We start from the raw sequence: 22,748 nt of genomic DNA on the forward strand, positions 1-22,748 counted from the left end.
GAGTCCCCAACAACCGCCAGGCCTAGCTTCCGAAGCCGCGGCGTGGGACGGGGACGCGCAGGAGAGTCCCCGCAGGACGAGCGCGCAACCCAGGCCGGACATTCGTAGCCGGGGCTAAGTGCGCGAGCCGAGGAGACGCTCCGGAGCGGCCCCGGCCCACACCCCGCAACCACGCCAAGCACGGCGAGGGCCAATAACAGCCCCGCCGGCGTTTGAGGCGCGGGGTCCGGGGCGGAGCCCCGTGCAGCCGCGCCGCAGACGCACGCCGACAAGCACGCCAGAGCCAAGCCCGCACCCGGCCAAGCCCCCCGCAGGGGAAGCGGCGGGCCCGTCACACGTCAGGCGCCTCCACCCCGCAGTAGCCCGCGAAGGCCGCCAGGATCTCATCCTCCGAGATGCGCCCGTCGCCATCGGCGTCCAGCGCCACCGCCACCTGCCCCGCCAGCTCCGGCGCGGTGCCCAGCACCCTCAGCACCCGCGCAGTCGCCGACGGCGTCGCCCCGTCCCCCTCCTCGTCCGCCACGGCGATCACCGCCCGCAGGAACGGCCGCGCGATCTCCGCGAACCGCTCCGGGCTGTCCCGCAGCCGCTTCGCCGCCCCGGTGATGAACTCCTCGCGGGACACCCGCTGGTCCCCGTCGACGTCCGCGATGCCGGCCATCCCCTGCCAGAACGCCTCGGCGCCCGCGAAGACGGCCTGGCCCTTGTCCGACCGGGCCGCGGTGCCGAATTCGGCCAGGACGGACTTCGCGGCCGCGCTGAAGTCCTCCCGGTCGATATAGCCGGACCCGTCCTGGTCGAAGGTGGCGAATCGGGCGGCGATCTTGCGCTCGTATTCTGCGCTGTCCATATTCGGCGTTCCGCCTTCACATGTGCAGTGGGTTGACTTCAAGACAAGGCAGGAGCGTACGGCCTTCGTGGCCTGCGCGTTAAGCGAAGCGGTCAAGGAGGTGGCCGCATCGAACCCGCGCACGGGGAGCGCGGCGGGGCGCGCACACCTGTCCCCATGTACCGGCGCCCGCACCACGGTTCACGCCCACCACGCCCGTACTCCGTGTCCTCGATGTCCCGCCCGCCCGCTCACAAATCCGACACCCCTACCACGCACCGCACCTTTCCTGGACGAGGTTCTCCCAAAACGGGCGCGCTCCCCCATGTGCCCACTACATTCGTTGAGTCGACACACGGCTGGGGGCACTGATGCCGAAGGACGTACCACCGCGCTGGGACCGCCGCATGCAACAACGGCTCGCCCGCGGCGAGGCCGCCGCGCTCGGCGAGCTGTACGACCGCTTCGCCTCGCTCGTGCACAGCCTCGCGCACCGGGTCCTGGGCGACGAGAAGGCCGCGGACCGGATCACCCGTGAGGTCTTCGGCTACATCTGGGAAAATCCCGACGCCTACGACCCCAAGCAGGGCTCCATGCGCTCCTGGGTCGCCCGGATCACCCAGGGCCAGGCCGTGGCCCGGCTGCGCCAGGCCGAGCTGGGCCGGGGCTCGCGCGAGGAGCTGGAGCAGAAGGTGCGCAGCGCCAACGCCGCCGCCCGCGCGGACTACATCGTCACCTCCATGCCCGCGCCGCTGCGCGCCGCGCTCGAACTCGCCTACTTCAAGCGGCGCGACTACCGGCAGGCCGCCGCCGACCTCCAGATCAGCGAGGACGAGGCACGCCGCCGACTGCGCCTCGGGCTGCAACTGCTGTCGACCGCCAACGCCCTCCCGCAGGAGGACACCGCCCGGCCCGGATACGGCCCTCGCGAATTTGGAACACCCCGATGAACGGCCCCGCCCACTCGCCCGACGACGGATACGAGCGTCCCGGCGGCCAGGCGCGGATACCGGGCCCGCGCGGGGCCGCCGACGACCTGGACCCGCGGCACGCCCCGCGGCTCCTGCCCGACCCGGACCAGGGCCAGGAGGCCGCACCCGCGCCCCCGACGCCGCCTTCGCACGCCGTACTGAAGTCCCTGCTCGGCGCGTGGGCGCTGGCCGCGTGCTCCACCGAGGAGACGCAGGCGGTGGAGGACCACCTCACGGAGTGCGCGCCCTGCGCGGAGGAGGCCCTGCGGCTGCGCGACGCGGTCGGGCTGCTGCACCCGGAGGAGAGCCTCGACCTCAAGCCGCTGCTGCGTTCGCGGGTGCTGGAGGACTGCCTGGGCAAGCGGCCGGCCCGTATCCCGGTGCCGGTGTGGGCGAACCCGTACGACACCGAGACCGCGCGGCTCGACGCGCTGCTCCAGGACTTCGGGGACTCGGAGTGGCACACGCCGGTGCGGCTGAAGTGGTTCGAGGAGGAGCGGCGCCAGTCGCGGCGGACCACGGTGGCGGGAGTGATCGGGCACCTGCTGACGGTGGACGGGCTGATCGCCACCGCGCTGGGCCTGGACGACCCGCTGGGCCCGGACGCGCCGCCCGGCGGCCCGGCCGAGCGGACGGAGCACTTCTGGAACGCGTCGGCGTACCCGACCACGCGGAAGGTCCGCGACCCGTGGCGGGAACAGGGCCACACCCTGGTGCGTACGGTGTCCTTCGCCGGCCGGGGCGTGGCGGAGCTCGGGGTGGACTACGGAAGCTTCGCGCTACCGCTCGGGGACGCGTTCCTGGAGCGTGCCTTCGAGTGCTGGGTCCACGCCTCGGACATCGCGGAGGCGGTGGACTACCCGTACGAGCCCCCGTCCGGCCCCCACCTGCACGGGATGATCGACCTGGCGGCCCGGCTCCTGCCGGGCGCGCTGGCCCAGCGCCGCCGCGCGGGTCTGGCGGCCCCGGCCCGCGGCCTGGTCGCGGCGGGCGCGCCCGGGCGGACCCTGCACCTGGAGATCGAGGGCGCGGGCGGCGGCTGGGACATCGCGCTCGACTCCCCGGCGGCGAAGCCCTCGCCGGAGCGGACGGTGGCGGAGATCGCCTTGGACGGCGCCGAGTTCTGCCAGCTGGCCGCCGGCCACATCTCCCCGGAGGAGGCCGCCGTAGGCCAGCACGGCGACCGCGAGGCCATCCGCGACGTCCTCTTCGCAGCAGCCTCCCTCAGCCACCTCTAGGGCTCCGGCGGGGCCACTCCAAGCCCCGCCGGGCAGATCCAGCCCCGCCGGCGTTTGAGGCGCGGGGTCCGGGGCGGAGTCCCGGCAACGGCGCCGCGCCCGAACCCCGGAACCGGGCCCAGCCGGCGGAGCCCCGGCAGCGGGACCCCACCAACCCCCCGGGACGGGATCAGGCGAAGACGACCGTCCGCGCCCCGTTCAAAAGCACCCGGTGCTCGCTGTGCCACTTCACGGCCCGCGCCAGCGCCTGGCATTCCACGTCGCGCCCGATCGCCACCAGCTGGTCCGGGGTCACCTCGTGGCCGACCCGCTCGACCTCCTGCTCGATGATCGGCCCCTCGTCGAGGTCCGCCGTCACGTAGTGCGCGGTCGCGCCGATCAGCTTCACCCCGCGCGCGTGCGCCTGGTGGTACGGCTTCGCACCCTTGAAGCTCGGCAGGAAGGAGTGGTGGATGTTGATGATCCGCCCGCTCAGTTCCTTGCAGAGGGTGTCCGACAGGACCTGCATGTACCGGGCGAGCACCACCAGCTCGACGTTCTCGGCGCGCACGAGCTCCAGCAGCTGGGCCTCCGCCGCCGCCTTCGTGTCCTTCGTCACCGGGATGTGCACGAACGGGACGTCGTACGAGCCCACCAGCTCGGCGAAGTCGGTGTGGTTGGAGACCACGGCCGCGATCTCGACCGGCAGGGCCCCGATCCGCGAGCGGAACAGCAGGTCGTTGAGGCAGTGGCCGAACTTCGACACCATGAGCACGATCCGCATGCGCTCGTCGGAGCGGTGGATCTGCCAGTCCATCTTGAAGGAGTCGCCGATCGCGGCGAAGCTGGCGCGCAGCTTCTCCACCGTCACGGGCGGCTCGGCCTCGAAGTGCACCCGCATGAAGAAGAGTCCGGTCTCCCGGTCTCCGAACTGCTGGCTGTCCACGATGTTGCAGCCGGTCATGAAGAGGTAACTCGACACGGCGTGCACGATGCCCTGCTTGTCGGGGCAGGACACGGTAAGGACGTACTGGGGCTGTGCCTCGGGATGCGGGTCGCTCATGACCGCATAGCCTTTCACACCGCGCGGGTCAGGATCCTCAGGAGTTCCAGCGACCGCGGCCGGACGTCGGGGTCCTCCCCGTCGGCCGTCGCCAGCCGTACGTGCGCCTCGCGCGCGGCGCGTACCGCCTCGGGCCAGGCGTGGTGCTCCAGATAGGCGGAGACGGGGGCGTCGGGCCCGACCTGGTGCAGGATCCGCAGCACCCGCAGGACGGCGAGGTCGACCAGGGCCGCCTCCTGCGAGTCGCGGAAGATCGTGCCGACGTACTTCTCGGCCGACCAGCTGTCGAGCCAGGTGTCCTCGACGAGCCGGTACACGGCGTCGGTGACGTCCCCGTACCCTTCGGTGCCGGCCAGCCAGGTGTCCTCGTGGAAGGCCGGATCGGAGAGCATGTGCAGCGCCGAGCGCACATTGCTGCGCCAGCGCCACCACGGCATGTCGTTGAGGGGCATGCCGCCCATGGTGGAGGAGCGGCCGCCGCGACGGGAAGAGTTCTTCGAACCTTGGGCGAATGTCACGCTTTCGATCGTACGTTCCCGCTGGTCACGATCTTGAAGCGGCTGCGTGCGAGGCCGCCCCCGCAATTCACCTGGGCGTCACCCGATGTTGTGTCCGTCTCACTCTTGAGTTACCTCCGGAGCGGAATGGTGCATGGACATGACCATGTCGCGCCGCGCAGCATCCCTCTCCCGCACCCTCGTGGCCACGGCAGTGGGCACCTGTCTCGTCGCCGGGTGCGGCGCGCTCCCCGGGGGCTCAGAGGACTCCGAGCGCACCATCACCGTCATGACCTTCGCGCCGGAGGAGACCAAGGCGACCAACATGCCCGGTATGCCCGGCATGGCGAAGGCCTACGAACGGTGGGTCAACTCCAAGGGCGGCATCAACGGCCGCAAGCTGCGCGTGCTGACCTGCAACGAGAAGAACACGCCGACCGGCGCCGCCGACTGCGCGCGCAAGGCGATCGCCGAGAAGGCCGTCGCCGTCGTCGGCTCCTACAGCCAGCACGGCCGCGCCTTCATGGCCCCGCTGGAGGCCGAGGGCATCCCCTTCATCGGCGGGTACGGGATCTCCTCGGAGGAGTTCCAGTCCACGCTCTCCTACCCCGTCAACGGCGGCCAGCCCGTCCTCCTCGCAGGCGCCGGACACCAGCTGGGCAAGGCCTGCAGCCAGGTGGCCCTGGTCCGCCCGGACACCCTCGCGGGCGACTCCCTGCCGGTCCTGCTCAACGCCGGCCTGAAGGCCAACAAGATGGCCGAGGCCAACGACATCCGGGCGGCCGAGGACTCCGCGGACTTCACCCCGCAGGCCCGCGAGGCCCTCGCCAACGCCTCGGGCGGCAAGGACCCCAAGGACCCCAACGCCAAGGAGACGAAGGACAAGGAGAAGGAGAGGGCCTGCGTGACCGCCGTGCTGGGCGAGCGCACCGAGACCTTCTTCGACGCCTTCCGCCGCATCGACACCCAGCGCAAGAACCCGCAGATCTCCTCCGTCCTGGGCAGCGTCAGCCAGTCCCTGGTCGACCGCACCGGCGGCCGGGAGAGCCCCTTCGAGGGCGCGTACCTCACCAGCTGGTACCCGGTGTCCTCCGATCCGCTGTGGGAGCCGATGCGCAAGGTGATCTCCGACCACGCCTTCGGCGACGACACCGTCGATCCGGACGACAGCGGGGCGCAGACCACCTGGATCGCCTACACCGTCCTGAACGAGATCCTGAAGCGCTTCAAGGCGGACGAGGACATCACCGCCCGCAAGGTCGGACGTCTGCTCAACCAGTCGCAGGCGGTCAGCACCGGCGGCCTCACCCCGGACCTGAGCTGGCGCTACCAGGACATGCGCGCCGTGGCCGGCTTCCCCCGCATCGTCAACGGCCGGGTCACCTTCCAGATCGTCCAGTCCGGCCGCCTCGTGGCGCAGCCCGGCGAGCAGTCCCTGGACATGACCCCGACCCTGGAACAGGCCCCCCGCGCCGCCTGACGCCCGGGGGTTCCGCTGGGCCCGGGGTCGGTCAGCAGGTCCCGGGCGGCCGCCGGTGGGCGCCGGGACGGCTCACAGCTGGGCCTTGTCCCGCTTGGTGAGGCCGTACTTGGCGGCGATCGTGTTCCACATGGCCGCCGCCGACTCCTTGGCCTTAGTCGCCTCGCCGCTCGCCTTGTTGCCCGCGGCCGCGTTGTCGGTGGACTTGGCCTTGCCGTCCTTGCAGCCCTTGTCGTCGTCCACGTCCTCGGCCCAGGCCGCGTAACTGGTGTCGGCGTCCGCGGAGGACTTCCAGGCCTTGGTCAGGGAGGCGGACAGCTTCACGTGGTCGGGGAGCTTGTCCAGCTTCAGCTCCTGGAGCCGCGTCACGAGCTCCTCGCGCTGGCGGGCCGCGGCCCGCAGGTCGCCGGCCGCTCCTTCGAGGTTCTTGCAGCTCTTGATGTCCTCCACGGCCTTGATCACCGAGGCCCGGCTGTCGTTGCTGTCCGCGAGGAGCTTGTCCAGCTGGACGGCCTGCGGACGGGCCGGGTCGACGGGGGCCTCGCCGCCGGGCGCCACGGAACCGCCGCCGCTCGCGGAGGGTTCGGAGGGCACCGCGCCCGGGTCGTTGTTCTGCGGCTTGCCGTCGCCGAGCAGCGAGCCGACGCCGAGCCCGGCGACGGCCAGCCCGATGACGACCGCGGCGATGATCGCGGGCGACACCTTGCGCGGGGCCTCCGGCGGCGGGGGCGGCGCGTACCGGGGCTGCGGCTGATGCGGGTGCGGCGCCTGGGGGTGCGGTACGGGGCCCTGCGCGCGCGGCGGATAGGGCCGCGGCGGGGGCTGCCGCAGCACCGGCTCCTGGACCGGCGGCAACTGCTGCGTGTGCCCGGCGGAACCGTCGTCAGCACCACCGCTGCTGCGGAACAGCCCGTCGAACTCGGCGGCGGGCACGGGCGGAATGTACTGCGTCGCGGCCTCACCAGGACCCGGGGCGGCAGGCACCGGCGGAATGTACTGGGTCGCCGCCTCTCCAGGACCCGGAGCCGCCGGCACGGGCGGAATGTACTGGGTCGCAGCCTCACCAGGACCCGGAGCGGCCGGCACCGGCGGAATGTACTGGGTCGCCGCCTCACCAGGACCCGGAGCGGCCGGCACCGGCGGAATGTACTGGGTCGCCGCCTCACCAGGACCCGGAGCGGCCGGCACGGGCGGAATGTACTGGGTGACGGCCTCGGGCAGCGGCGGGTACCCGTACCCGTGCGGATCCCCCGGCCCCTCGTACCCCGGCCCCACCACATGCCCGGGCGCGGGCGCGGCCTGCGGCTGCGGATACCCGTACGCGGGCCCCGGCCGCCCCGGCTGCGGGTACCCGTACCCCTGGCCCGGGTCCACGGGCCGGCCCGGCTGCCCCGGGTAGCCGTACGCCGGCTGCCCCGGCTGCCCCGGCTGCCCCGGCTGCCCCTGCTGCCCCGGCTGCGCGGGCTGTTCCGGGTAACCGGGCGCCGGATCCGGCTGCGCCGGGTAGGCCGGGTCCGGACCCCACGGGGCACCCGACTGGGGCACACCCCCCTGTCCGCTCTCCGTCACCGGGACTCCCTCTCCGACTTGCCCGAACCTACGGAACCGTCGGCTCACGCTACCCGGTCACCCACCACCCCCGTCAGTCCCACCCACCAAGACCGCTCCAGGCGTACTTTCTCCCCAGCCCCGACCCCGGCCCGGCCCCGCCGGGTACCAATCCAGCCCCGCCGGCGTTTGAGGCGCGGAGGCCCGGGGGCGGAGCCCCCGCAACGGCGCCGCACCTGGACCCCGCGGCCCGCCACAGGCGCGGACAAACCCAGCCCCGCCGGCGTTTGAGGCGCGGGGGCCCGGGGGCGGAGCCCCCGCAACGGCGCCGCACCCGGACCCCGCGGCCCGCCGCAGGCGCCAGGCGTCACGCCGCTCTGGCCTCCAGCCGCGCCCCGAACTCCCGGACCGCCGCCTCCTCCCGGTACGGCTCCAGCCGCAGCCGGAAGTCCGCCAGGTACTCCGTACCGCGGTTCGAGCGGAGCCCCTCCAGCAGGTCCGCGGCCTGCGTGGCCGTCTGGCAGGCCTGTTCCACCTCCCGCTGCTGGACCTGCGCCGCCGCCAGCAGCAGCAGCCCGATGGCCCGGCGGCGCGCCTTGCCCGCCGGGAGGCTCCGCAGGGCCTCCTCCGCCCGCCTGCCCGCCTCGTCCGCCTGGCCCAGGTCCCGGTGGCAGTGGGCCAGTTCGTCCGCGAGGTACGCCTCGTTGAAGTGCCGGATCCACACCGGGTCGTCCCCCGACTCCGGTTCGGCCCGTTCCAGCGCGGCCACCGCCCGCGAGGACAGCACCGCCGTGGCCCTGGAGTCCCCGAGCAGCGCGTGCCCGCGCGCCTCGGCGGCGTAGAACATGGCCTCCACCCGCGGGGTGACCTGCCCGCGCGTGCCCTCCTGCGCGGCCCGCGCCAGCTGCGCGATCTCCCTCGGGTTGCCCAGCTCGGCGGCGAGGTGGCTCATGGACGCCGCGAGCACGTAGCCCCCGTACGCACGGTCCCCGGCCGCCTGCGCGAGGCGCAGCGCCTGGATGTAGTACCGCTGCGCCAGCCCGGGCTGGCCGGTGTCCACGGCCATGTACCCCGCGAGCTCGGTCAGCCGGGCCACGGCCGCGAACAGCGCCCGGCCCACCGGCTCCCGGTAGGAGCCGCCGATCAGCCCGGACACCACGGAATTGAGGTAGTGCACGACCACGGGCCGTACGTGTCCGCTGCCGAAGCGGTGGTCGAGTTCGGTGAGGGCCTCCGTGGTCGCCCGTACCGCCTCCACGTCGGACATCCCGACCCGGGAGCCGCCGCTGCGCGCCACCTGCGCGTCGGCCCCGGTGATCAGCCAGTCGCGGCTGGGCTCGACCAGCGCCGAGGCGGCCACGCTGGAGCCGGCCAGGAAGTCGCGGCGGCCGACGTCGCTGCGCCACAGCTCGCAGACCTGCTCGATGGCGCCGATGACGGTCGGGGAGAACTGGAGGCCGACGCCGGAGGCGAGGTTCTTGCCGTTGGCCATGCCGATCTCGTCGATGGTGACGGTCCGGCCGAGTTTGCGCCCGAGCGCCTCGGCGATGATGCCGGGCGCCCGGCCGCGCGGCTGCTGTCCGCGCAGCCAGCGGGCCACGGAGGTCTTGTCGTAGCGGAGATCGAGACCGTGTTCGGCCCCGCACATGTTGACCCGCCGGGCGAGCCCGGCGTTGGAGCACCCGGCTTCCTGGATGAGCGCCTGCAGCCGTTCGTTCGGCTGGCGGGCGACGAGAGGCCTGGCTGCCATGAAAACCCCCTGTGGCCGCGGGTGATCCTTGGAATGATCACTTCCCGCCTGATGTGCGGAGAATCTTCCGCTCTGCGTCGTGTCGCTACCCAACTCCAGCGCCCCGGCCTCCCACGCGCCCCCGCACGTGCATCCGTGCGCCCCGTATGCAGGATCGATGCTCCTTCCACCGGCTGGTTTACGCCCGTAACCCCGGGTGACCCGGATAGTTGTGATGGGCGTGGAAGAGACCATCGGAGTCACGGAGACCGCACCCATCCCCAAGCAGCGCGGCGAGCAGCTGCTGGACCATGCCGTGCGGTACGCGGAAGAACGGCACTGGGACGTCTTCGCCGGCACCTGGCTGGAGGTGGCGGACGGGCGGGAGCTGTGTTCCTGCGGGGCGGCGGACTGCCCGGCGCCGGGCGCGCACCCGGCCGTCAAGGACTGGGCGACGCTCGCCACCGGCAGCGCGGTGCAGGTCCGGCGGGTGTGGGCGAAGCACCCGGAGGCCTCGATCCTGATGCCGACGGGCCGGACCTTCGACGCGCTGGACGTCCCGGACTCCGCGGGGTTCCTGGCCCTGGCGCGACTGGAGCGGATGCAGCGCACCATCGGACCGGTGGCCCTCACCCCCGATCACCGGATGCTGTTCTTCGTCCTGCCGGGCGCCGGGGCGAAGATCGCGGACCTGGTGCGCAAGCTCGGCTGGTCCCCGTCGGCGATCGACCTGGCCGCGCGCGGCGAGGGCGAGTACGTGGCCGCCCCGCCCACCCGCTTCGGCGGCCGGGGGTCGGTCCAGTGGGCGCGGCGGCCCACGCCGGCGAACCGGTGGCTGCCGGACACGGAGGAGCTCATCGACGCGCTGGCGTACGCGTGCGGCCGCGAGGCGGCGGCGGCCCGGACCCGCAAGGGGGCGTGACCGCGCCGGCCGTTCCGGCGACCACGCCGCCGGTACCGACCACCACCACGTCGGTGCCGGCGACCACGCCGTTTGTACCGGCAAGTTCATGACATACGTAACTGCCCAGCTCCCTCCGGGTCCTCCTATGGTGAGGAAAGAACGGCCAACGGGGACGGAACGAGAGGCAGGCGCATGCCGGACCAGGGTGATGCGACGGGTGGGACGTACGGGACGGGTGGCGCGCGATCCGCGCCCTCCGCCGTGCGGGTGGAAGGTCTGTGGAAGCGCTTCGGGGAGCAGGTGGCCGTCGCCGGGATCGATCTGGAGCTGCCCGCGGGCAAGTTCATCGGCCTGGTCGGTCCGAACGGCGCGGGCAAGACGACGACCCTGTCGATGGTGACCGGCCTGCTGCGCCCGGACATGGGCCGGGTCCTGGTCGCCGGTCACGACGTGTGGGCCGACCCGGTGCAGGTGAAGTCCCGGATCGGCGTGCTGCCGGAGGGTCTGCGCCTCTTCGAGCGGCTGTCGGGGCGCGAACTGCTCGGCTACATGGGGCGCCTGCGCGGCCTGCCGGGCGAGGAGACCGACAAGCGGGCCACGCAGCTGCTGGAGGTCCTCGACCTCGCGGGCTCGCAGAACAAGCTGGTCGTGGACTACTCGACGGGCATGCGGAAGAAGATCGGCCTGGCCGCCGCCCTGCTGCACAACCCCGAAGTCCTCTTCCTGGACGAGCCGTTCGAGGGGGTTGACCCGGTGTCGGCCCAGACCATCCGCGGGGTGCTAGAACGTTACACCGCGTCCGGTGCCACGGTCGTCTTCTCCTCCCACGTCATGGAGCTCGTCGAGTCGCTGTGCGACTGGGTGGCCGTCATGGCCGCCGGCCGGATCCGCGCCGCGGGCCCGCTGGCCGACGTACGGGGCACCGCGCCCACCCTGCAGGCCGCCTTCCTCGAACTGGTCGGCGCCCACGGGCGCGACGCGGCCGACGACTCGCTGGACTGGCTCGGCGGGGCGGCGCAGTCATGACGACCGCCACCGCACCCCAGGGCCCGGTGCCCGTGGCCCTCACCCCGATCTTCGTCCGGCTGAAGCTGTCGCTGCTGGCCAACGGCCTGAAGGGTTCCTCGAAGCGCAAGGCCGTGTACTTCACGACGCTGGCCTTCGCCCTGGTGGTGGGGTTCTTCGTCACGCTCGGCATGGCCATGCTGCACGGCCACGCCCGCGCCGGCACGGTCGTCGTCCTGCTGGCCGCGATCCTCGCGCTCGGCTGGGCTTTCATGCCGCTGTTCTTCCCCACCGGTGACGAGACGCTCGACCCGAGCCGCCTCGTGATGCTGCCGCTCCGGCCGCGTCCGCTGGTACGGGCCCTCCTGGCCTCTTCGCTGGTCGGCATCGGCCCGCTGTTCACGCTGTGCCTGGCGGTCGGCTCGGTGATCGCGGTCGCCCGCGGGGCCGCGGGCGCGGTGGCCGCCGTCCTGGCCGTCCCCCTCCTTCTGGTGGGCTGCGTGGCCCTCGCCCGGGCGGTGGCCACCGCCAACGTGCGGCTGCTGACCAGCCGCAAGGGACGCGACCTGGCACTGCTGAGCGGCCTGCTGATCGCGGTGGGCGCGCAGCTGGCCAACTTCGCCAGCCAGCGCCTGTTCGAGGCGGGCGGCCTGGCCCGGCTGGAGCCCGTGGAGGAAGTGGTGCGGTGGCTGCCGCCCGCCACCGCCGTCGGCATGGTGGACTCGGCGAGCGAGGGCGCGTACGCCCGGGCCGCGGGCCAACTGCTGCTGACCCTCGGGGCGCTGGCCCTGCTCGTGTGGTTCTGGGAGCGCAGCCTCACCAAGCTGATGGTCACGCCGGACGGCTCGACCATCGCGGCGGCGGCGCCGGCCAAGGACCGCGGCGAGCACGGCCTGTGGTCGCTGCTGCCCGGCGGCCGGACCGGCGCGACCATGCAACGCACCCTGCGGTACGCGGTGCGCGACCCGAAGACCAAGGCCTCCTGGGTGACCGCGCTGGCGATCGGCATGATCGTGCCGGTCTTCAACGCCCTCCAGGGCACCGGCTCCGTCTACCTCGCCTGCTTCGGCGCGGGCATGCTCGGCGTCCAGATGTACAACCAGTTCGGGCAGGACACCTCGGCGTTCTGGATGGTCGCGCAGACCATCTCCACCCCCCGCGACGCGTACGTGGAACTGCGCGCCCGCGCCGGTGCGCTGGCCCTCGTCACGGTCCCGTACACGGTCCTCGTCACGGTGGTCACGGCCGCCCTGCTCGGCGACTGGCGGGCCTTCCCCGCGGGGCTCGGCCTGTCGCTGGCCCTGCTGGGTTCGATGCTGTGCACCGGGGCGCTGTCCTCGGCCCGCTTCGCGTACTCCATCCCCACGGACGGCGCGTTCAAGAACGTCGCCCCGGGCCAGGGAGGACTCGCCTGGATGAGCATCTTCGGCGGCATGCTGGCCTCGGCGGCGATCTGCGCACCGGTCATCGCCCTGACCGTCTGGTTCAACGTGGCGGACTACCAGAGCACTTCCTGGCTGCTGGTCCCGCTGGGCGTGGGCTGGGGCACCCTGGCCACCTGGGCGGGCCTGCGCCTGGCGGCGCCGGCGGTGTCCGGGAAGCTGCCGGAGATCCTGCTGGCGGTGAGCAAGGGCTGAGGGGCGCCGCCTCCGGGCGGGGCGGGTCAGCGGTACGGGCGGGGCCGGGCGCGTGAATGCGCCCGGCCCCGCCTGAGTACCAGCACTCATGTGCCGCGGCCCGCGGTCCCGTTGGATGGGGTCCATGAACGCGGAAACCTCCAGCCGCAGGCGGGCCCTCGCCGTGGCGCTCGTCTCCACCCTGCTGACCGTGGCGACGGCCGCTGCGGCCCTCCTCCTCGTCGGGCTGTCGCCGATGGCCTGCGACTCCTGCGACGCGGAGGCGACCGACCGGTTCGAGGCCTCCCTCACCCTGGCCTACCCGGTCTTCGTGCTGCTCCTCCTGATGGTGCTGCCGGCCCTGGTGGTCACCTGGCTGCTGCCCTGGAGCAACCGGAAAGCCGCCCGCCGGATCTCCTCCGGCCTGGCGGCTCCGTCGTTCGTGCTGCTGGCCGTCCTGGCCTTCGTCGGGCTCGTGGAGTGGCCGTAGCGGCTGTCCGGCTGGGCGGCGGACCTCAGCGGGTCTCGCGCAGCCAGCCCGCGACCTCGGTCGCCCAGTAGGTGAGGATCGTGTCGGCGCCGGCCCGCTTGATGCCCAGCAGGGTCTCCAGGATCGCCCGGTCGCGCTCGATCCAGCCCTTCTCCGCCGCCGCCTCGACCATCGCGAACTCGCCGCTGATCTGGTACGCGGCCACCGGCACGTCCACCGCCTGCGCGACCCGGTACAGGATGTCCAGGTAGGGTCCGGCCGGCTTGACCATCACCATGTCGGCGCCCTCCTCCAGGTCCAGGGCGAGCTCCCGCAGGGACTCGCGGGCGTTCGCCGGGTCCTGCTGGTAGGTCTTGCGGTCGCCCTGGAGCGAGGAGGCCACCGCTTCCCGGAAGGGGCCGTAGAAGGCGGAGGAGTACTTCGCCGTGTACGCGAGGATGGAGACGTCCTCGTGCCCGGTCTCGTCCAGCGCGTCCCGGACGACGCCGACCTGGCCGTCCATCATTCCGCTCGGGCCCACGACGTGGACGCCCGCGTCGGCCTGGACCTGCGCCATCTCGGCGTACCGCTCCAGCGTGGCGTCGTTGTCGACCCGGCCGTGCTCGTCGAGGACCCCGCAGTGCCCGTGGTCGGTGTACTCGTCCAGACACAGGTCCGACATGATCACCAGGTCGTCCCCGACCTCGGCCTTCACGTCGCGGATCGCGACCTGGAGGATCCCGTCCGGCTCGGTGCCCGCCGTACCCAGCGCGTCCTTGTTCTCGTCGGCCGGGACCCCGAAGAGCATGATCCCGGCGACCCCCGCCTCCACCGCCTCCACGGCGGCCTTGCGCAGCGTGTCGCGGGTGTGCTGGACGACGCCCGGCATGGCCGAGATCGCCAGGGGCTCGCTGATGCCCTCCCGGACGAACGCCGGAAGGATCAGGTCCGAGGGGTGCAGCCGGTTCTCGGCGACCATCCGCCGCATCGCCGGGGTGGTGCGCAGCCGCCGGGGCCGCGAGCCGGGGAAGGATCCGTACGTGCTCATCTTCTAGTCGCCTCTTCGAGCATCGAGAACAGTCGCGTCCAGCGTAGGGGGGCCCGGCGGCCCGCGACGGCGAGGGGCCCGGGCGCGCCGTGCGCCCGGGCCCCTCGTCACTTCCGTCGCACCGGTCAGGTGGTGCGCCGCCTGCGGGCTCCCGGCCGTCGCTCGCTCGGCCGGAACACCGTCTCGCCGGCCTCCTTGGCGGCCTCGCGGCGCGCCGCGCCGTACTCGGCCAGGGCCTCCGCGAGCTTCGAAACCGACGGCTCCGGCGACAGCACGTCCACGCGCAGCCCGTGCTCCTCCGCGGTCTTGGCCGTCGCCGGCCCGATGCACGCGATGACGGTCACGTTGTGCGGCTTCCCGGCGATGCCGACGAGGTTGCGGACCGTGCTGGACGAGGTGAACATGACGGCGTCGAAACCGCCGCCCTTGATCGCCTCACGCGTGTCCGCCGGCGGCGGAGACGCGCGCACCGTGCGGTAGGCCGTGACGTCGTCGACCTCCCACCCGAGCTCGATCAGCCCGGCGACCAGCGTCTCGGTCGCGATGTCGGCCCGCGGCAGGAACACGCGGTCGATCGGGTCGAAGACCGGGTCGTACGGGGGCCAGTCCTCCAGCAGCCCGGCCGCGGACTGCTCCCCGCTCGGCACCAGGTCCGGCTTCACACCGAACTCGACGAGCGAGGCGGCGGTCTGCTCGCCCACGGCGGCGACCTTGATCCCCGCGAAGGCCCGCGCGTCGAGCCCGTACTCCTCGAACTTCTCGCGGACGGCCTTCACGGCGTTGACCGAGGTGAAGGCGATCCACTCGTAGCGGCCGGTGACCAGGCCCTTCACGGCCCGCTCCATCTGCTGCGGGGTGCGCGGCGGTTCCACGGCGATGGTCGGCACCTCGTGCGGCACCGCGCCGTACGAACGCAGCTGGTCGGAGAGCGAGGCGGCCTGCTCCTTGGTCCGCGGTACGAGCACCCGCCAGCCGAACAGCGGCTTCGACTCGAACCAGGCCAGCTCCTCGCGCCGCGCGGCGGCGCTGTGCTCACCGACCACGGCTATGACCGGCCGCGCGCCCTCGGGCGAGGGCAGCACCTTGCCCTGCTTGAACACCTGGGCGATCGTGCCCAGCGTCGCGGACCAGGTGCGCTGGCGCGTGGTCGTACCGGCGACGGTCACGGTCAGCGGGGTGTCGGGCTTGCGCCCGGCGCTCACCAGCTCTGCGGCGGCGCTCGAAACGGTCTCCAGCGTCGCGGAGACGACGAGTATCCCGTCACTCGCTCCCACTTCGGTCCAGCAGCGCGCCGAGGCGTTCTTCGCGTCCACGAAGCGCACGCCGTTGTCGTCGCCGTGCTTGTCGCGCAGCGGCACACCGGCGTACGCGGGCACGCCCACGGCCGTCGGAATGCCCGGCACCACCTCGAAGGGGATGCCCTCGGTGGCGCAGACGAGCATCTCCTCGGCCGCGTTCCCGTCGAGCCCGGGGTCGCCGGTGACGGCACGGACGACCCGCCTGCCGGACCGTGCGGCCTCCATGACAAGATTGGCGGCATCTCGGATCACCGGGACCCCGGCGGCTGCTGACACATCGTCAGCAATCGTCAGCTGTGGCGTGTCGACACCCGCGCGCGCATGTGTGCGCACGACCTCGAGCACCTCGGGCTCCGCGATCAGTACGTCCGCGGCCGCGAGCGCCTCGACGGCGCGCAGCGTCAGCAGACCCGGGTCGCCGGGGCCGGCACCGAGGAAGGTGACGTGTCCGTGGCCGGCGACGGCCGGAAAAGCGGAGGTGGTCGGACGTGTGGGGTTCAAAGCGATCGCTCCCCCATCAGACCGGCCGCGCCCTTGGCCAGCATCTCGTCCGCGAGTTCGCGGCCGAGCGCCATGGCCTCGTCGTACGACTGGGGCACGGGACCGGTGGTGGACAGCTGCACCAGCGTCGAGCCGTCGAGGGTTCCGACGACGCCGCGCAGGCGCATTTCATTGACAATCTGCCCGTCGGCCAACAGGTCGGCGAACGCCCCCACGGGTGCGCTGCAGCCGGCCTCCAGGGCGGCGAGCAGGGAACGCTCGGCGGTCACGGCGGCCCGGGTGTACGGGTCGTCGAGCTCGCCGAGCGCGGCGATCAGGTCCGCGTCGGACGCGAGGCACTCCACGGCCAGGGCTCCCTGGCCGGGAGCCGGCAGGACGCTGTCGACCGGCAGCAGCTCGGTCGCCTCGTCCCCGCGGCCGATGCGGTTCAGTCCGGCGGCCGCCAGCACGACGGCGTCGAGCTCGCCGTCGCGGACGAAGCCGATGCGGGTGTCGACGTTGCCGCGGATCGCCACGGTCTCGATCCGCTTGCCGAGCGACAGCGCCAGGTGGTTCAGCTGCGCCATGCGGCGCGGCGAACCGGTACCGATCCGGGCCCCGTCGGGCAGCTGCTCGAAGGTCAGGCCGTCCCGCGCGACGAGCGCGTCCCGGGCGTCCTCGCGCTGCGGCATGGCCGCGATCACGAGTTCGTCGGGCTGGCCGGTCGGCAGGTCCTTCAGCGAGTGCACGGCGAAATCCACCTCGCCGCGCAGCAGCGCCTCACGCAGGGCGGTGACGAACACGCCCGTCCCGCCGATCTGGGCGAGGTTCTCGCGCGACACGTCGCCGTAGGTCGTGATCTCCACGAGCTCGACGGGACGGCCGGTGACCGCCCGTACCGCGTCGGCGACATGGCCTGACTGGGACATGGCCAGCTTGCTGCGCCGCGTGCCGAGCCGGAGGGGCTGGTCGAGACGTGGATTCATGATGCCCGTCCTGAGTCGTCGTTCTTGTCGGCCGCGTCGGCCCGGCTGACGGAGGCCACCGTCAGCGGGTCCAGATCGAAGAGTTCGCGCAGTGCGTCCGCGTACCCGGCGCCGCCGGGCTCGCTGGCGAGCTGCTTGACGCGCACGGTCGGCGCGTGGAGGAGTTTGTCGACGACGCGGCGCACGGTCTGGGTGACCTCGGCCCGCTGCCGCTCGTCGAGATCGGGGACCCGCCCGTCGAGCCGCGCCACCTCCATGGCGACGACCTCGGCGGCCATGGCCCGCAGGGCCACGACGGTGGGCGTGATGTGCGCCGCCCGCTGGGCCGCGCCGAAGGCGGCCACCTCCCCGGCGACTATCGCGCGCACGGCGTCGACGTCGGCCGCCATCGGGGCGTCGGCGGACGCCTCCGCGAGCGACTCGATGTCCACGAGCCGTACGCCGGGGATCCGGTGCACGGCCGCGTCGATGTCCCGCGGCATGGCCAGGTCCAGCAGCGCGAGCCGTACGGCGGCGCCGTCGGCCTGGGTACGGGTCCCGCGCCGGGGCTGCCGCTGCGCGGCGGCCTCGCCCTGGTCGGCCCAGGTCCCGTGCAGTTCCAGGGAGTTGGCGTCGACCCCGGTCAGCGCGGAGCGCCCGTCGGCGGCCCGTGCGGGGTCCCCGGCCGGCGCGTCCAGCCCGACGGGACACCCGTCGCGGTCCACCACGGCGCCCGCGGTGATCGTCCGCGCGGCCCCGGCATCGGCGAGCCGGCCCCCGTCCCGGGCCGCGGCTACCAGCCGGGCGACGACTTCGGCATCGGGCGCCGGCCCTGCGGTCACGCCGGAAGCCGAATCCATGGCGGAGCCCAGATCTTCCAGCCCCGCCGCATCATCCAGCCCCGCCGGCGATTGAGGCGCGGGGTCTGGGGCGGAGCCCCAGGACACGGCGGCGAGCACGTCATCGGCGCTCAGCACCAACCCCGTGGCGCCCGTGCAGGACACCACCACATCGACTCGTGTCAGTTCATCCGCGACGGCCGCCATCCCAACGGCAGAGGCCGCTACCCCGGTGCCCGAGGCAACCAGAATCTCGGCAAGACGCTCCGCCCGGTCCGCGGTCCGGTTGGCGACCACGATCTCGGCGACACCCACCCGCGCCAGCGTCGCCGCCGCCAGCGAGGACATGGACCCGGCGCCGATGACCAGCGCCCGCTTCCCGGCAGCCCACTCCCCCACCGGCAGGTGAACGGCGAGCTGCTCCAGCCCGAACGTCACGAGCGACTGGCCCGCGCGGTCGATGCCGGTCTCCGAGTGAGCCCGCTTGCCGACCCGCAGCGCCTGCTGGAAGAGGTCGTTGATCAGCCGGCCCGCGGTGTGCTGTTCCTGGCCGAGCGCGAGGGCGTCCTTGATCTGTCCGAGGATCTGCCCCTCGCCGACCACCATCGAGTCCAGCCCGCACGCCACCGAGAACAGGTGGTGCACCGCCCGGTCCTCGTAGTGCACGTACAGATAGGGGGTGAGCTCCTCCAGCGCCACGCCGCTGTGCTGCGCCAGCAGGGTGGACAGCTCGGCGACGCCGGCGTGGAACTTGTCCACGTCCGCGTAGAGCTCGATGCGGTTGCAGGTGGCGAGCACGGCCGCCTCCGCCGCCGGTTCGGCGGCGAGGGTGTCGTGCAGCAGCTTCACCTTGGCGTCAGCGGAGAGCGAGGCGCGCTCCAGCACGCTGACGGGTGCGCTGCGGTGGCTCAGGCCCACGACGAGCAGACTCATGCCGGCATCACCGCCGGCACGTCGCCCTCGGGACCGCCCTTGCGCGCCTCGGCGGCGGCCCGCCCGGCGGGCGGGACCACGGCCGCGGCGGGCGCGGCGCCGCCCACGGAGGAGCCGCCGGCGGCAGCGGCGGCGGCCGCTTCCTCACCGGCCTTGCGCTGCTCGTGGAAGGCGAGGATCTGGAGCTCGATGGAGAGGTCGACCTTGCGCACGTCGACGCCGTCGGGCACGGACAGCACGGTCGGGGCGAAGTTCAGGATGGAGGTGACACCCGCGGCGATCAGCCGCTCGCTGACCTGCTGCGCCGCGCCGGCCGGCGTCGCGATGACACCGATCGAGACGCCGTTCTCCTCGATGATCTTCTCCAGGTCATCGGTGTGCTGCACGGGCATCCCGGCGACCGGCTTTCCGGCCATCGCGGGGTCGGCGTCGATCAGCGCGGCCACGCGGAAGCCGCGCGACGCGAAACCGCCGTAGTTGGCGAGCGCGGCGCCGAGGTTACCGATACCGACGATGACGACCGGCCAGTCCTGGGTCAGCCCGAGCTCGCGGGAGATCTGGTAGACGAGGTACTCGACGTCGTACCCGACGCCCCGGGTGCCGTAGGAGCCCAGGTACGAGAAGTCCTTGCGCAGCTTCGCGGAGTTGACTCCGGCGGCGGCCGCGAGCTCCTCGGAGGACACCGTGGGCACCGATCGCTCGGAGAGCGCCGTGAGGGCGCGCAGGTACAGCGGAAGCCGGGCGACAGTGGCCTCGGGAATACCTCGGCTGCGGGTCGCCGGTCGGTGAGTTCGGCCAGTTGCCACGATGCTCCTGCGGGATGAGCGGGGCTGCAGGCGGCCACTTGTCCCAGGACCGCCCCGTCGACAGCAGGCTATGCCTTTGTGAACGCGTGCACAAAGATTGTGTCCGCTTTGTCCGAGCAAAGTGACCGGGGTCACGCAACCCCGCCCCATATCGCCGGAACCGGCGGCACGCCGAACCCGTTCAAATCCCGAAGGGGGCAAAACCGTACACACTCCTCACAGATACGCCCCCGAGACCCCATAAATCGCCCATGATGGTAACCGGGCCGAGGGTCAGCCCTCCAACGCCCGCCGCAGCCGGTCCGGGTTCACCCTCCAGAAGGTGTGCTGCTCGCCGTCCACCAGCACCACCGGAATCTGCTCCCAGTGCAGCCGGTAGAGCTCCTCGTCCTGCGAGATGTCCTTCTTCTCCCACTGCGCACCGGTCTCCGTGCAGACCTGTTCGACGACGGCCTGTGCGTCATCGCACAAATGGCACCCCGGCTTCCCGATCAGCGTCACCAGCCGCTCTTCGGGACGCTTCTTTTCCTTGCGGCGCAACAGAGGAGTCATGCCCTCATTCTCGCGCGCCCGGCCGGCCCCGAGGTTCCCCCGGACGGCGCCGCGAAGAGTTCACGCCGCTGTTTCCCATCGGTTCGGGAACTCCCGAACACAGTGGCTATGCTCGCGTCATGGCCGCTCTGGGATGGCTCACCCCCCGTAGGCGCTCCGCCACCGCGCGGAGCGTGCTGGCAGGCGAGGCCTCGGCCGAGGCCGCCCGCAAGACCGCGCTGGCCGACGCCCCACCACCGCTCGCCGGAGCACCGGAAGCGGCGGAAGCGGAAGCGCCCGAGGTGCTGGAGCCCCCGGCCGAGCCGGAGTTCCCCGTCGCCGGCGACGACCTCGCCGCCGCCTTCTTCGATCTTGACAACACCGTCATGCAGGGCGCCGCGATCTTCCACTTCGGCCGCGGCCTCTACAAGCGCGCGTTCTTCCAGCGCCGCGAACTCGCCCGCTTCGCCTGGCAGCAGGCCTGGTTCCGCCTCGCCGGCGTCGAGGACCCCGAGCACATGCAGGACGCGCGCGACAGCGCCCTGTCCATCGTCAAGGGCCACAAGGTCTGCGAACTGATGGCCATCGGCGAGGAGATCTACGACGAGTACATGGCCGAGCGGATCTGGCCCGGCACCCGCGCCCTGGCCCAGGCCCACCTCGACGCCGGCCAGAAGGTGTGGCTGGTCACCGCCGCGCCCGTGGAGACGGCCACGATCATCGCCCGCCGGCTCGGCCTGACCGGGGCCCTGGGCACCGTCGCCGAGTCCGTGGACGGGGTCTACACCGGCCGCCTGGTCGGCGAGCCCCTGCACGGCCCCGCCAAGGCGGAGGCGGTACGCGCCCTGGCCGCGGCCGAGGGCCTCGATCTCACGCGCTGCGCGGCGTACAGCGATTCGCACAACGACATCCCGATGCTGTCGCTGGTCGGGCATCCGTACGCGATCAATCCCGACACAAAACTGCGCAAGCATGCCCGTACCAACGACTGGCGGCTGCGCGACTATCGGACCGGCCGCAAGGCCGTGAAGGTCGGCGTCCCGGCCGCCGCCGGGGTCGGCGCGATCGCGGGCGGCGCGGCCGCCGCGATCGCCCTGCACCGCCGCCGCAAGTAGCAACGGCGGGCCCCATACGGGCCAGGGGCCGCCACCGGCCGCCCCACCGCCGCTGACGGGCATTCCCTCACCTCTACCCGCGCCCGCCGCGCGGCACTCCGGCATGCCCGACTCGGTCGCGGGCCCCCTCGGAAGCGTCCATTCCGCGCACCCAAGTGATCACCAACCGATCACCAACTGCGACTGAATATGCCCTCGACACGCAACAGAAGTATCGGAACCGGTGATTTGAGCAACTGGGTGTAGCGCTGCCTGTACGAAGCGTTATTCTCCTCAAACGCATGCCACCGCTCATCTGTCGCCACGACGGGTGAACGGTCCCGCACTGCACGTGATGGAAGCTCTGCCTCTGGGAGTCCCGTGTACCCACCTGTCGGGGTTGACGCCTCGGGCCTGGCTACGCTGCGCGCAACGGTCCTCGACCACCTGCGCGGCTTCGTCCCCACCGCGTACGCCGTCCCCGCCTTCGCCGCCGCGGTACCTGCCGGCCTCGGCCCGGCCGGACCTTGCTATGCCCTGACGGACGGCGGGGCCACGGTGGGCAGACGCGGCCGCACGGGCGGGGCCGCCGGCGCCGCAGCCGGTACGAGCACACAGACCACCCCCCGCCGCCCCACGGCGGACAGCGACCAGGCCCGCATGATGGACCTGGTCGAACGCGCCCAGGCCGGCGAGGCCGACGCCTTCGGCCGGCTCTACGACCAGTACAGCGACACGGTCTACCGCTACATCTACTACCGCGTCGGCGGCAAGGCGACCGCGGAGGATCTCACCAGCGAGACCTTCCTGCGCGCGCTGCGCCGTATCTCCACCTTCACCTGGCAGGGCCGCGACTTCGGCGCCTGGCTCGTGACGATCGCCCGCAACCTGGTGGCGGACCACTTCAAGTCCAGCCGCTTCCGGCTGGAGGTCACCACCGGCGAGATGCTCGACGCCAACGAGGTCGAGCGCAGCCCCGAGGACTCCGTCCTGGAGTCCCTCTCCAACGCGGCCCTGCTGGAAGCCGTACGCAAGCTCAACCCGCAGCAGCAGGAGTGCGTGACACTGCGCTTCCTGCAGGGCCTCTCGGTCGCCGAGACGGCCAGGGTGATGGGAAAGAACGAGGGCGCCATCAAGACGCTCCAGTACCGGGCGGTGCGCACCCTGGCCCGCCTCCTCCCGGACGACGCCCGCTGACCCCCTCCGACACGACAACACAACCTCACATTTCGGTGACCCCTCGATGACGCTGTGGTCCGATCATCCTTCGTCCGTAACCCAAGTGCCGCGACGCTCGTTGTGCGGAATGCAGGCTCCCTGTGGACAAGCCCTGCCCGAAGCCGCTCACCCGAATGGGTGGATGTGCTCAAGGAGGGCAACCTTCCGGACACCTTGGGGAGTCGATCGTCATGACGAGAGGAGGTGC

General features: G+C 72.5%; 20 protein-coding genes. 9 read left to right on the forward strand and 11 right to left on the reverse strand.

Annotated features, from left to right (window positions below; genetic code table 11):
• Positions 1–331: 331 nt before the first annotated feature.
• Complete coding sequence (locus tag AB0D94_RS33810; protein WP_362060252.1) at positions 332–850, reverse strand: EF-hand domain-containing protein; 519 nt, start codon at positions 848–850, stop codon at positions 332–334.
• A gap of 350 nt (positions 851–1,200) precedes the next feature.
• On the opposite strand from AB0D94_RS33810, the gene AB0D94_RS33815 reads away from it, so the two are divergent.
• Entirely contained in the window at positions 1,201–1,779 is a 579-nt protein-coding gene (locus tag AB0D94_RS33815) for a sigma-70 family RNA polymerase sigma factor (protein ID WP_266936061.1), read from the forward strand.
• Entirely contained in the window at positions 1,776–3,038 is a 1,263-nt protein-coding gene (locus tag AB0D94_RS33820) for a zf-HC2 domain-containing protein (protein ID WP_362060256.1), read from the forward strand. The genes AB0D94_RS33815 and AB0D94_RS33820 overlap by 4 nt, the downstream gene beginning before the upstream one ends.
• 169 nt (positions 3,039–3,207) lie before the next feature.
• On the opposite strand, the gene purU is transcribed toward AB0D94_RS33820, so the two are convergent.
• Together purU and AB0D94_RS33830 are read right to left on the reverse strand one after the other, a co-directional pair.
• On the reverse strand, positions 3,208–4,080 hold the full coding sequence (gene purU / locus AB0D94_RS33825; RefSeq protein ID WP_362060259.1) for a formyltetrahydrofolate deformylase: 873 nt from the start codon (positions 4,078–4,080) through the stop codon (positions 3,208–3,210).
• A 14-nt stretch (positions 4,081–4,094) separates the two neighbouring features.
• Complete coding sequence (locus AB0D94_RS33830) at positions 4,095–4,541, reverse strand: hypothetical protein (RefSeq protein WP_362060326.1); 447 nt, start codon at positions 4,539–4,541, stop codon at positions 4,095–4,097.
• Between the two features lie 196 nt (positions 4,542–4,737).
• Between AB0D94_RS33830 and AB0D94_RS33835 the strand changes: the two genes are divergently transcribed.
• Positions 4,738–6,057, forward strand: a complete 1,320-nt coding sequence (locus AB0D94_RS33835) for an ABC transporter substrate-binding protein (RefSeq protein ID WP_362060262.1) — start codon at positions 4,738–4,740, stop codon at positions 6,055–6,057.
• Positions 6,058–6,129: 72 nt separating this feature from the next.
• Here AB0D94_RS33835 and AB0D94_RS33840 read toward each other — a convergent pair whose 3' ends face one another.
• A complete protein-coding gene (locus AB0D94_RS33840) occupies positions 6,130–6,990 on the reverse strand; it encodes a hypothetical protein (protein ID WP_362060265.1) in 861 nt (286 codons plus the stop codon).
• 982 nt (positions 6,991–7,972) lie between these two features.
• Positions 7,973–9,355, reverse strand: coding sequence for a transcriptional regulator (locus tag AB0D94_RS33845; RefSeq protein WP_362060268.1), 1,383 nt, complete (start codon positions 9,353–9,355; stop codon positions 7,973–7,975).
• A gap of 214 nt (positions 9,356–9,569) precedes the next feature.
• On the opposite strand from AB0D94_RS33845, the gene AB0D94_RS33850 reads away from it, so the two are divergent.
• From AB0D94_RS33850 to AB0D94_RS33865, 4 genes are all read left to right on the forward strand, one after another.
• Entirely contained in the window at positions 9,570–10,256 is a 687-nt protein-coding gene (locus AB0D94_RS33850) for a bifunctional DNA primase/polymerase (RefSeq protein ID WP_362060271.1), read from the forward strand.
• A gap of 174 nt (positions 10,257–10,430) precedes the next feature.
• Positions 10,431–11,264: an ABC transporter ATP-binding protein gene (locus AB0D94_RS33855; RefSeq protein WP_362060274.1), complete on the forward strand. Its 834-nt coding sequence runs from the start codon at positions 10,431–10,433 to the stop codon at positions 11,262–11,264.
• Positions 11,261–12,880, forward strand: coding sequence for a transporter (locus AB0D94_RS33860; RefSeq protein ID WP_362060277.1), 1,620 nt, complete (start codon positions 11,261–11,263; stop codon positions 12,878–12,880). The genes AB0D94_RS33855 and AB0D94_RS33860 overlap by 4 nt, the downstream gene beginning before the upstream one ends.
• A 124-nt stretch (positions 12,881–13,004) precedes the next feature.
• Positions 13,005–13,349 (forward strand): hypothetical protein, encoded by a 345-nt coding sequence (locus AB0D94_RS33865; RefSeq protein WP_362060280.1) that lies wholly within the window; start codon positions 13,005–13,007, stop codon positions 13,347–13,349.
• Positions 13,350–13,374: 25 nt separating this feature from the next.
• Here the strand turns inward: AB0D94_RS33865 and hemB are convergent, their stop codons facing one another.
• The 6 genes from hemB to AB0D94_RS33895 form a co-directional block, all read right to left on the reverse strand.
• Positions 13,375–14,376, reverse strand: a complete 1,002-nt coding sequence (gene hemB / locus AB0D94_RS33870) for a porphobilinogen synthase (RefSeq protein ID WP_362060283.1) — start codon at positions 14,374–14,376, stop codon at positions 13,375–13,377.
• A gap of 125 nt (positions 14,377–14,501) precedes the next feature.
• On the reverse strand, positions 14,502–16,175 hold the full coding sequence (locus AB0D94_RS33875; protein WP_362060286.1) for a bifunctional uroporphyrinogen-III C-methyltransferase/uroporphyrinogen-III synthase: 1,674 nt from the start codon (positions 16,173–16,175) through the stop codon (positions 14,502–14,504).
• Positions 16,172–17,140, reverse strand: a complete 969-nt coding sequence (gene hemC, locus AB0D94_RS33880) for a hydroxymethylbilane synthase (protein ID WP_362060289.1) — start codon at positions 17,138–17,140, stop codon at positions 16,172–16,174. Before hemC ends, AB0D94_RS33875 begins: the two co-directional genes overlap by 4 nt.
• On the reverse strand, positions 17,137–18,891 hold the full coding sequence (locus tag AB0D94_RS33885; protein WP_362060293.1) for a glutamyl-tRNA reductase: 1,755 nt from the start codon (positions 18,889–18,891) through the stop codon (positions 17,137–17,139). Before AB0D94_RS33885 ends, hemC begins: the two co-directional genes overlap by 4 nt.
• Entirely contained in the window at positions 18,888–19,697 is an 810-nt protein-coding gene (locus AB0D94_RS33890; RefSeq protein WP_266936047.1) for a redox-sensing transcriptional repressor Rex, read from the reverse strand. Before AB0D94_RS33890 ends, AB0D94_RS33885 begins: the two co-directional genes overlap by 4 nt.
• A gap of 273 nt (positions 19,698–19,970) precedes the next feature.
• Entirely contained in the window at positions 19,971–20,249 is a 279-nt protein-coding gene (locus AB0D94_RS33895) for a glutaredoxin family protein (protein ID WP_362060297.1), read from the reverse strand.
• A gap of 119 nt (positions 20,250–20,368) precedes the next feature.
• On the opposite strand from AB0D94_RS33895, the gene AB0D94_RS33900 reads away from it, so the two are divergent.
• Both AB0D94_RS33900 and AB0D94_RS33905 read left to right on the forward strand, forming a co-directional pair.
• Positions 20,369–21,343 carry an HAD-IB family hydrolase gene (locus AB0D94_RS33900; RefSeq protein WP_362060300.1) on the forward strand — a complete coding sequence of 325 codons (975 nt, stop codon included), beginning with the start codon at positions 20,369–20,371 and terminating at the stop codon, positions 21,341–21,343.
• Positions 21,344–21,703: 360 nt separating this feature from the next.
• Positions 21,704–22,519, forward strand: a complete 816-nt coding sequence (locus AB0D94_RS33905; RefSeq protein ID WP_362060303.1) for an ECF subfamily RNA polymerase sigma factor, BldN family — start codon at positions 21,704–21,706, stop codon at positions 22,517–22,519.
• Positions 22,520–22,748: the final 229 nt, after the last annotated feature.

The organism is Streptomyces sp. NPDC048255 (assembly GCF_040652415.1).
In the GTDB taxonomy this organism is placed as follows: domain Bacteria; phylum Actinomycetota; class Actinomycetes; order Streptomycetales; family Streptomycetaceae; genus Streptomyces.

Excerpts from the sequence above, each read along its gene's own strand:
- hemC (WP_362060289.1), bottom strand. The coding sequence starts at position 17,140 with ATGAATCCACGTCTCGACCAGCCCCTCCGGCTCGGCACGCGGCGCAGC.
- AB0D94_RS33845 (WP_362060268.1), bottom strand. The coding sequence starts at position 9,355 with ATGGCAGCCAGGCCTCTCGTCGCCCGCCAGCCGAACGAACGGCTGCAG.
- AB0D94_RS33850 (WP_362060271.1), top strand. The coding sequence starts at position 9,570 with ATGGGCGTGGAAGAGACCATCGGAGTCACGGAGACCGCACCCATCCCC.
- AB0D94_RS33885 (WP_362060293.1), bottom strand. The coding sequence starts at position 18,891 with ATGAGTCTGCTCGTCGTGGGCCTGAGCCACCGCAGCGCACCCGTCAGC.
- AB0D94_RS33810 (WP_362060252.1), bottom strand. The coding sequence starts at position 850 with ATGGACAGCGCAGAATACGAGCGCAAGATCGCCGCCCGATTCGCCACC.
- AB0D94_RS33820 (WP_362060256.1), top strand. The coding sequence starts at position 1,776 with ATGAACGGCCCCGCCCACTCGCCCGACGACGGATACGAGCGTCCCGGC.
- AB0D94_RS33900 (WP_362060300.1), top strand. The coding sequence starts at position 20,369 with ATGGCCGCTCTGGGATGGCTCACCCCCCGTAGGCGCTCCGCCACCGCG.
- AB0D94_RS33815 (WP_266936061.1), top strand. The coding sequence starts at position 1,201 with ATGCCGAAGGACGTACCACCGCGCTGGGACCGCCGCATGCAACAACGG.
- AB0D94_RS33855 (WP_362060274.1), top strand. The coding sequence starts at position 10,431 with ATGCCGGACCAGGGTGATGCGACGGGTGGGACGTACGGGACGGGTGGC.
- AB0D94_RS33830 (WP_362060326.1), bottom strand. The coding sequence starts at position 4,541 with ATGGGCGGCATGCCCCTCAACGACATGCCGTGGTGGCGCTGGCGCAGC.
- hemB (WP_362060283.1), bottom strand. The coding sequence starts at position 14,376 with ATGAGCACGTACGGATCCTTCCCCGGCTCGCGGCCCCGGCGGCTGCGC.
- AB0D94_RS33865 (WP_362060280.1), top strand. The coding sequence starts at position 13,005 with ATGAACGCGGAAACCTCCAGCCGCAGGCGGGCCCTCGCCGTGGCGCTC.
- purU (WP_362060259.1), bottom strand. The coding sequence starts at position 4,080 with ATGAGCGACCCGCATCCCGAGGCACAGCCCCAGTACGTCCTTACCGTG.
- AB0D94_RS33895 (WP_362060297.1), bottom strand. The coding sequence starts at position 20,249 with ATGACTCCTCTGTTGCGCCGCAAGGAAAAGAAGCGTCCCGAAGAGCGG.
- AB0D94_RS33835 (WP_362060262.1), top strand. The coding sequence starts at position 4,738 with ATGACCATGTCGCGCCGCGCAGCATCCCTCTCCCGCACCCTCGTGGCC.
- AB0D94_RS33860 (WP_362060277.1), top strand. The coding sequence starts at position 11,261 with ATGACGACCGCCACCGCACCCCAGGGCCCGGTGCCCGTGGCCCTCACC.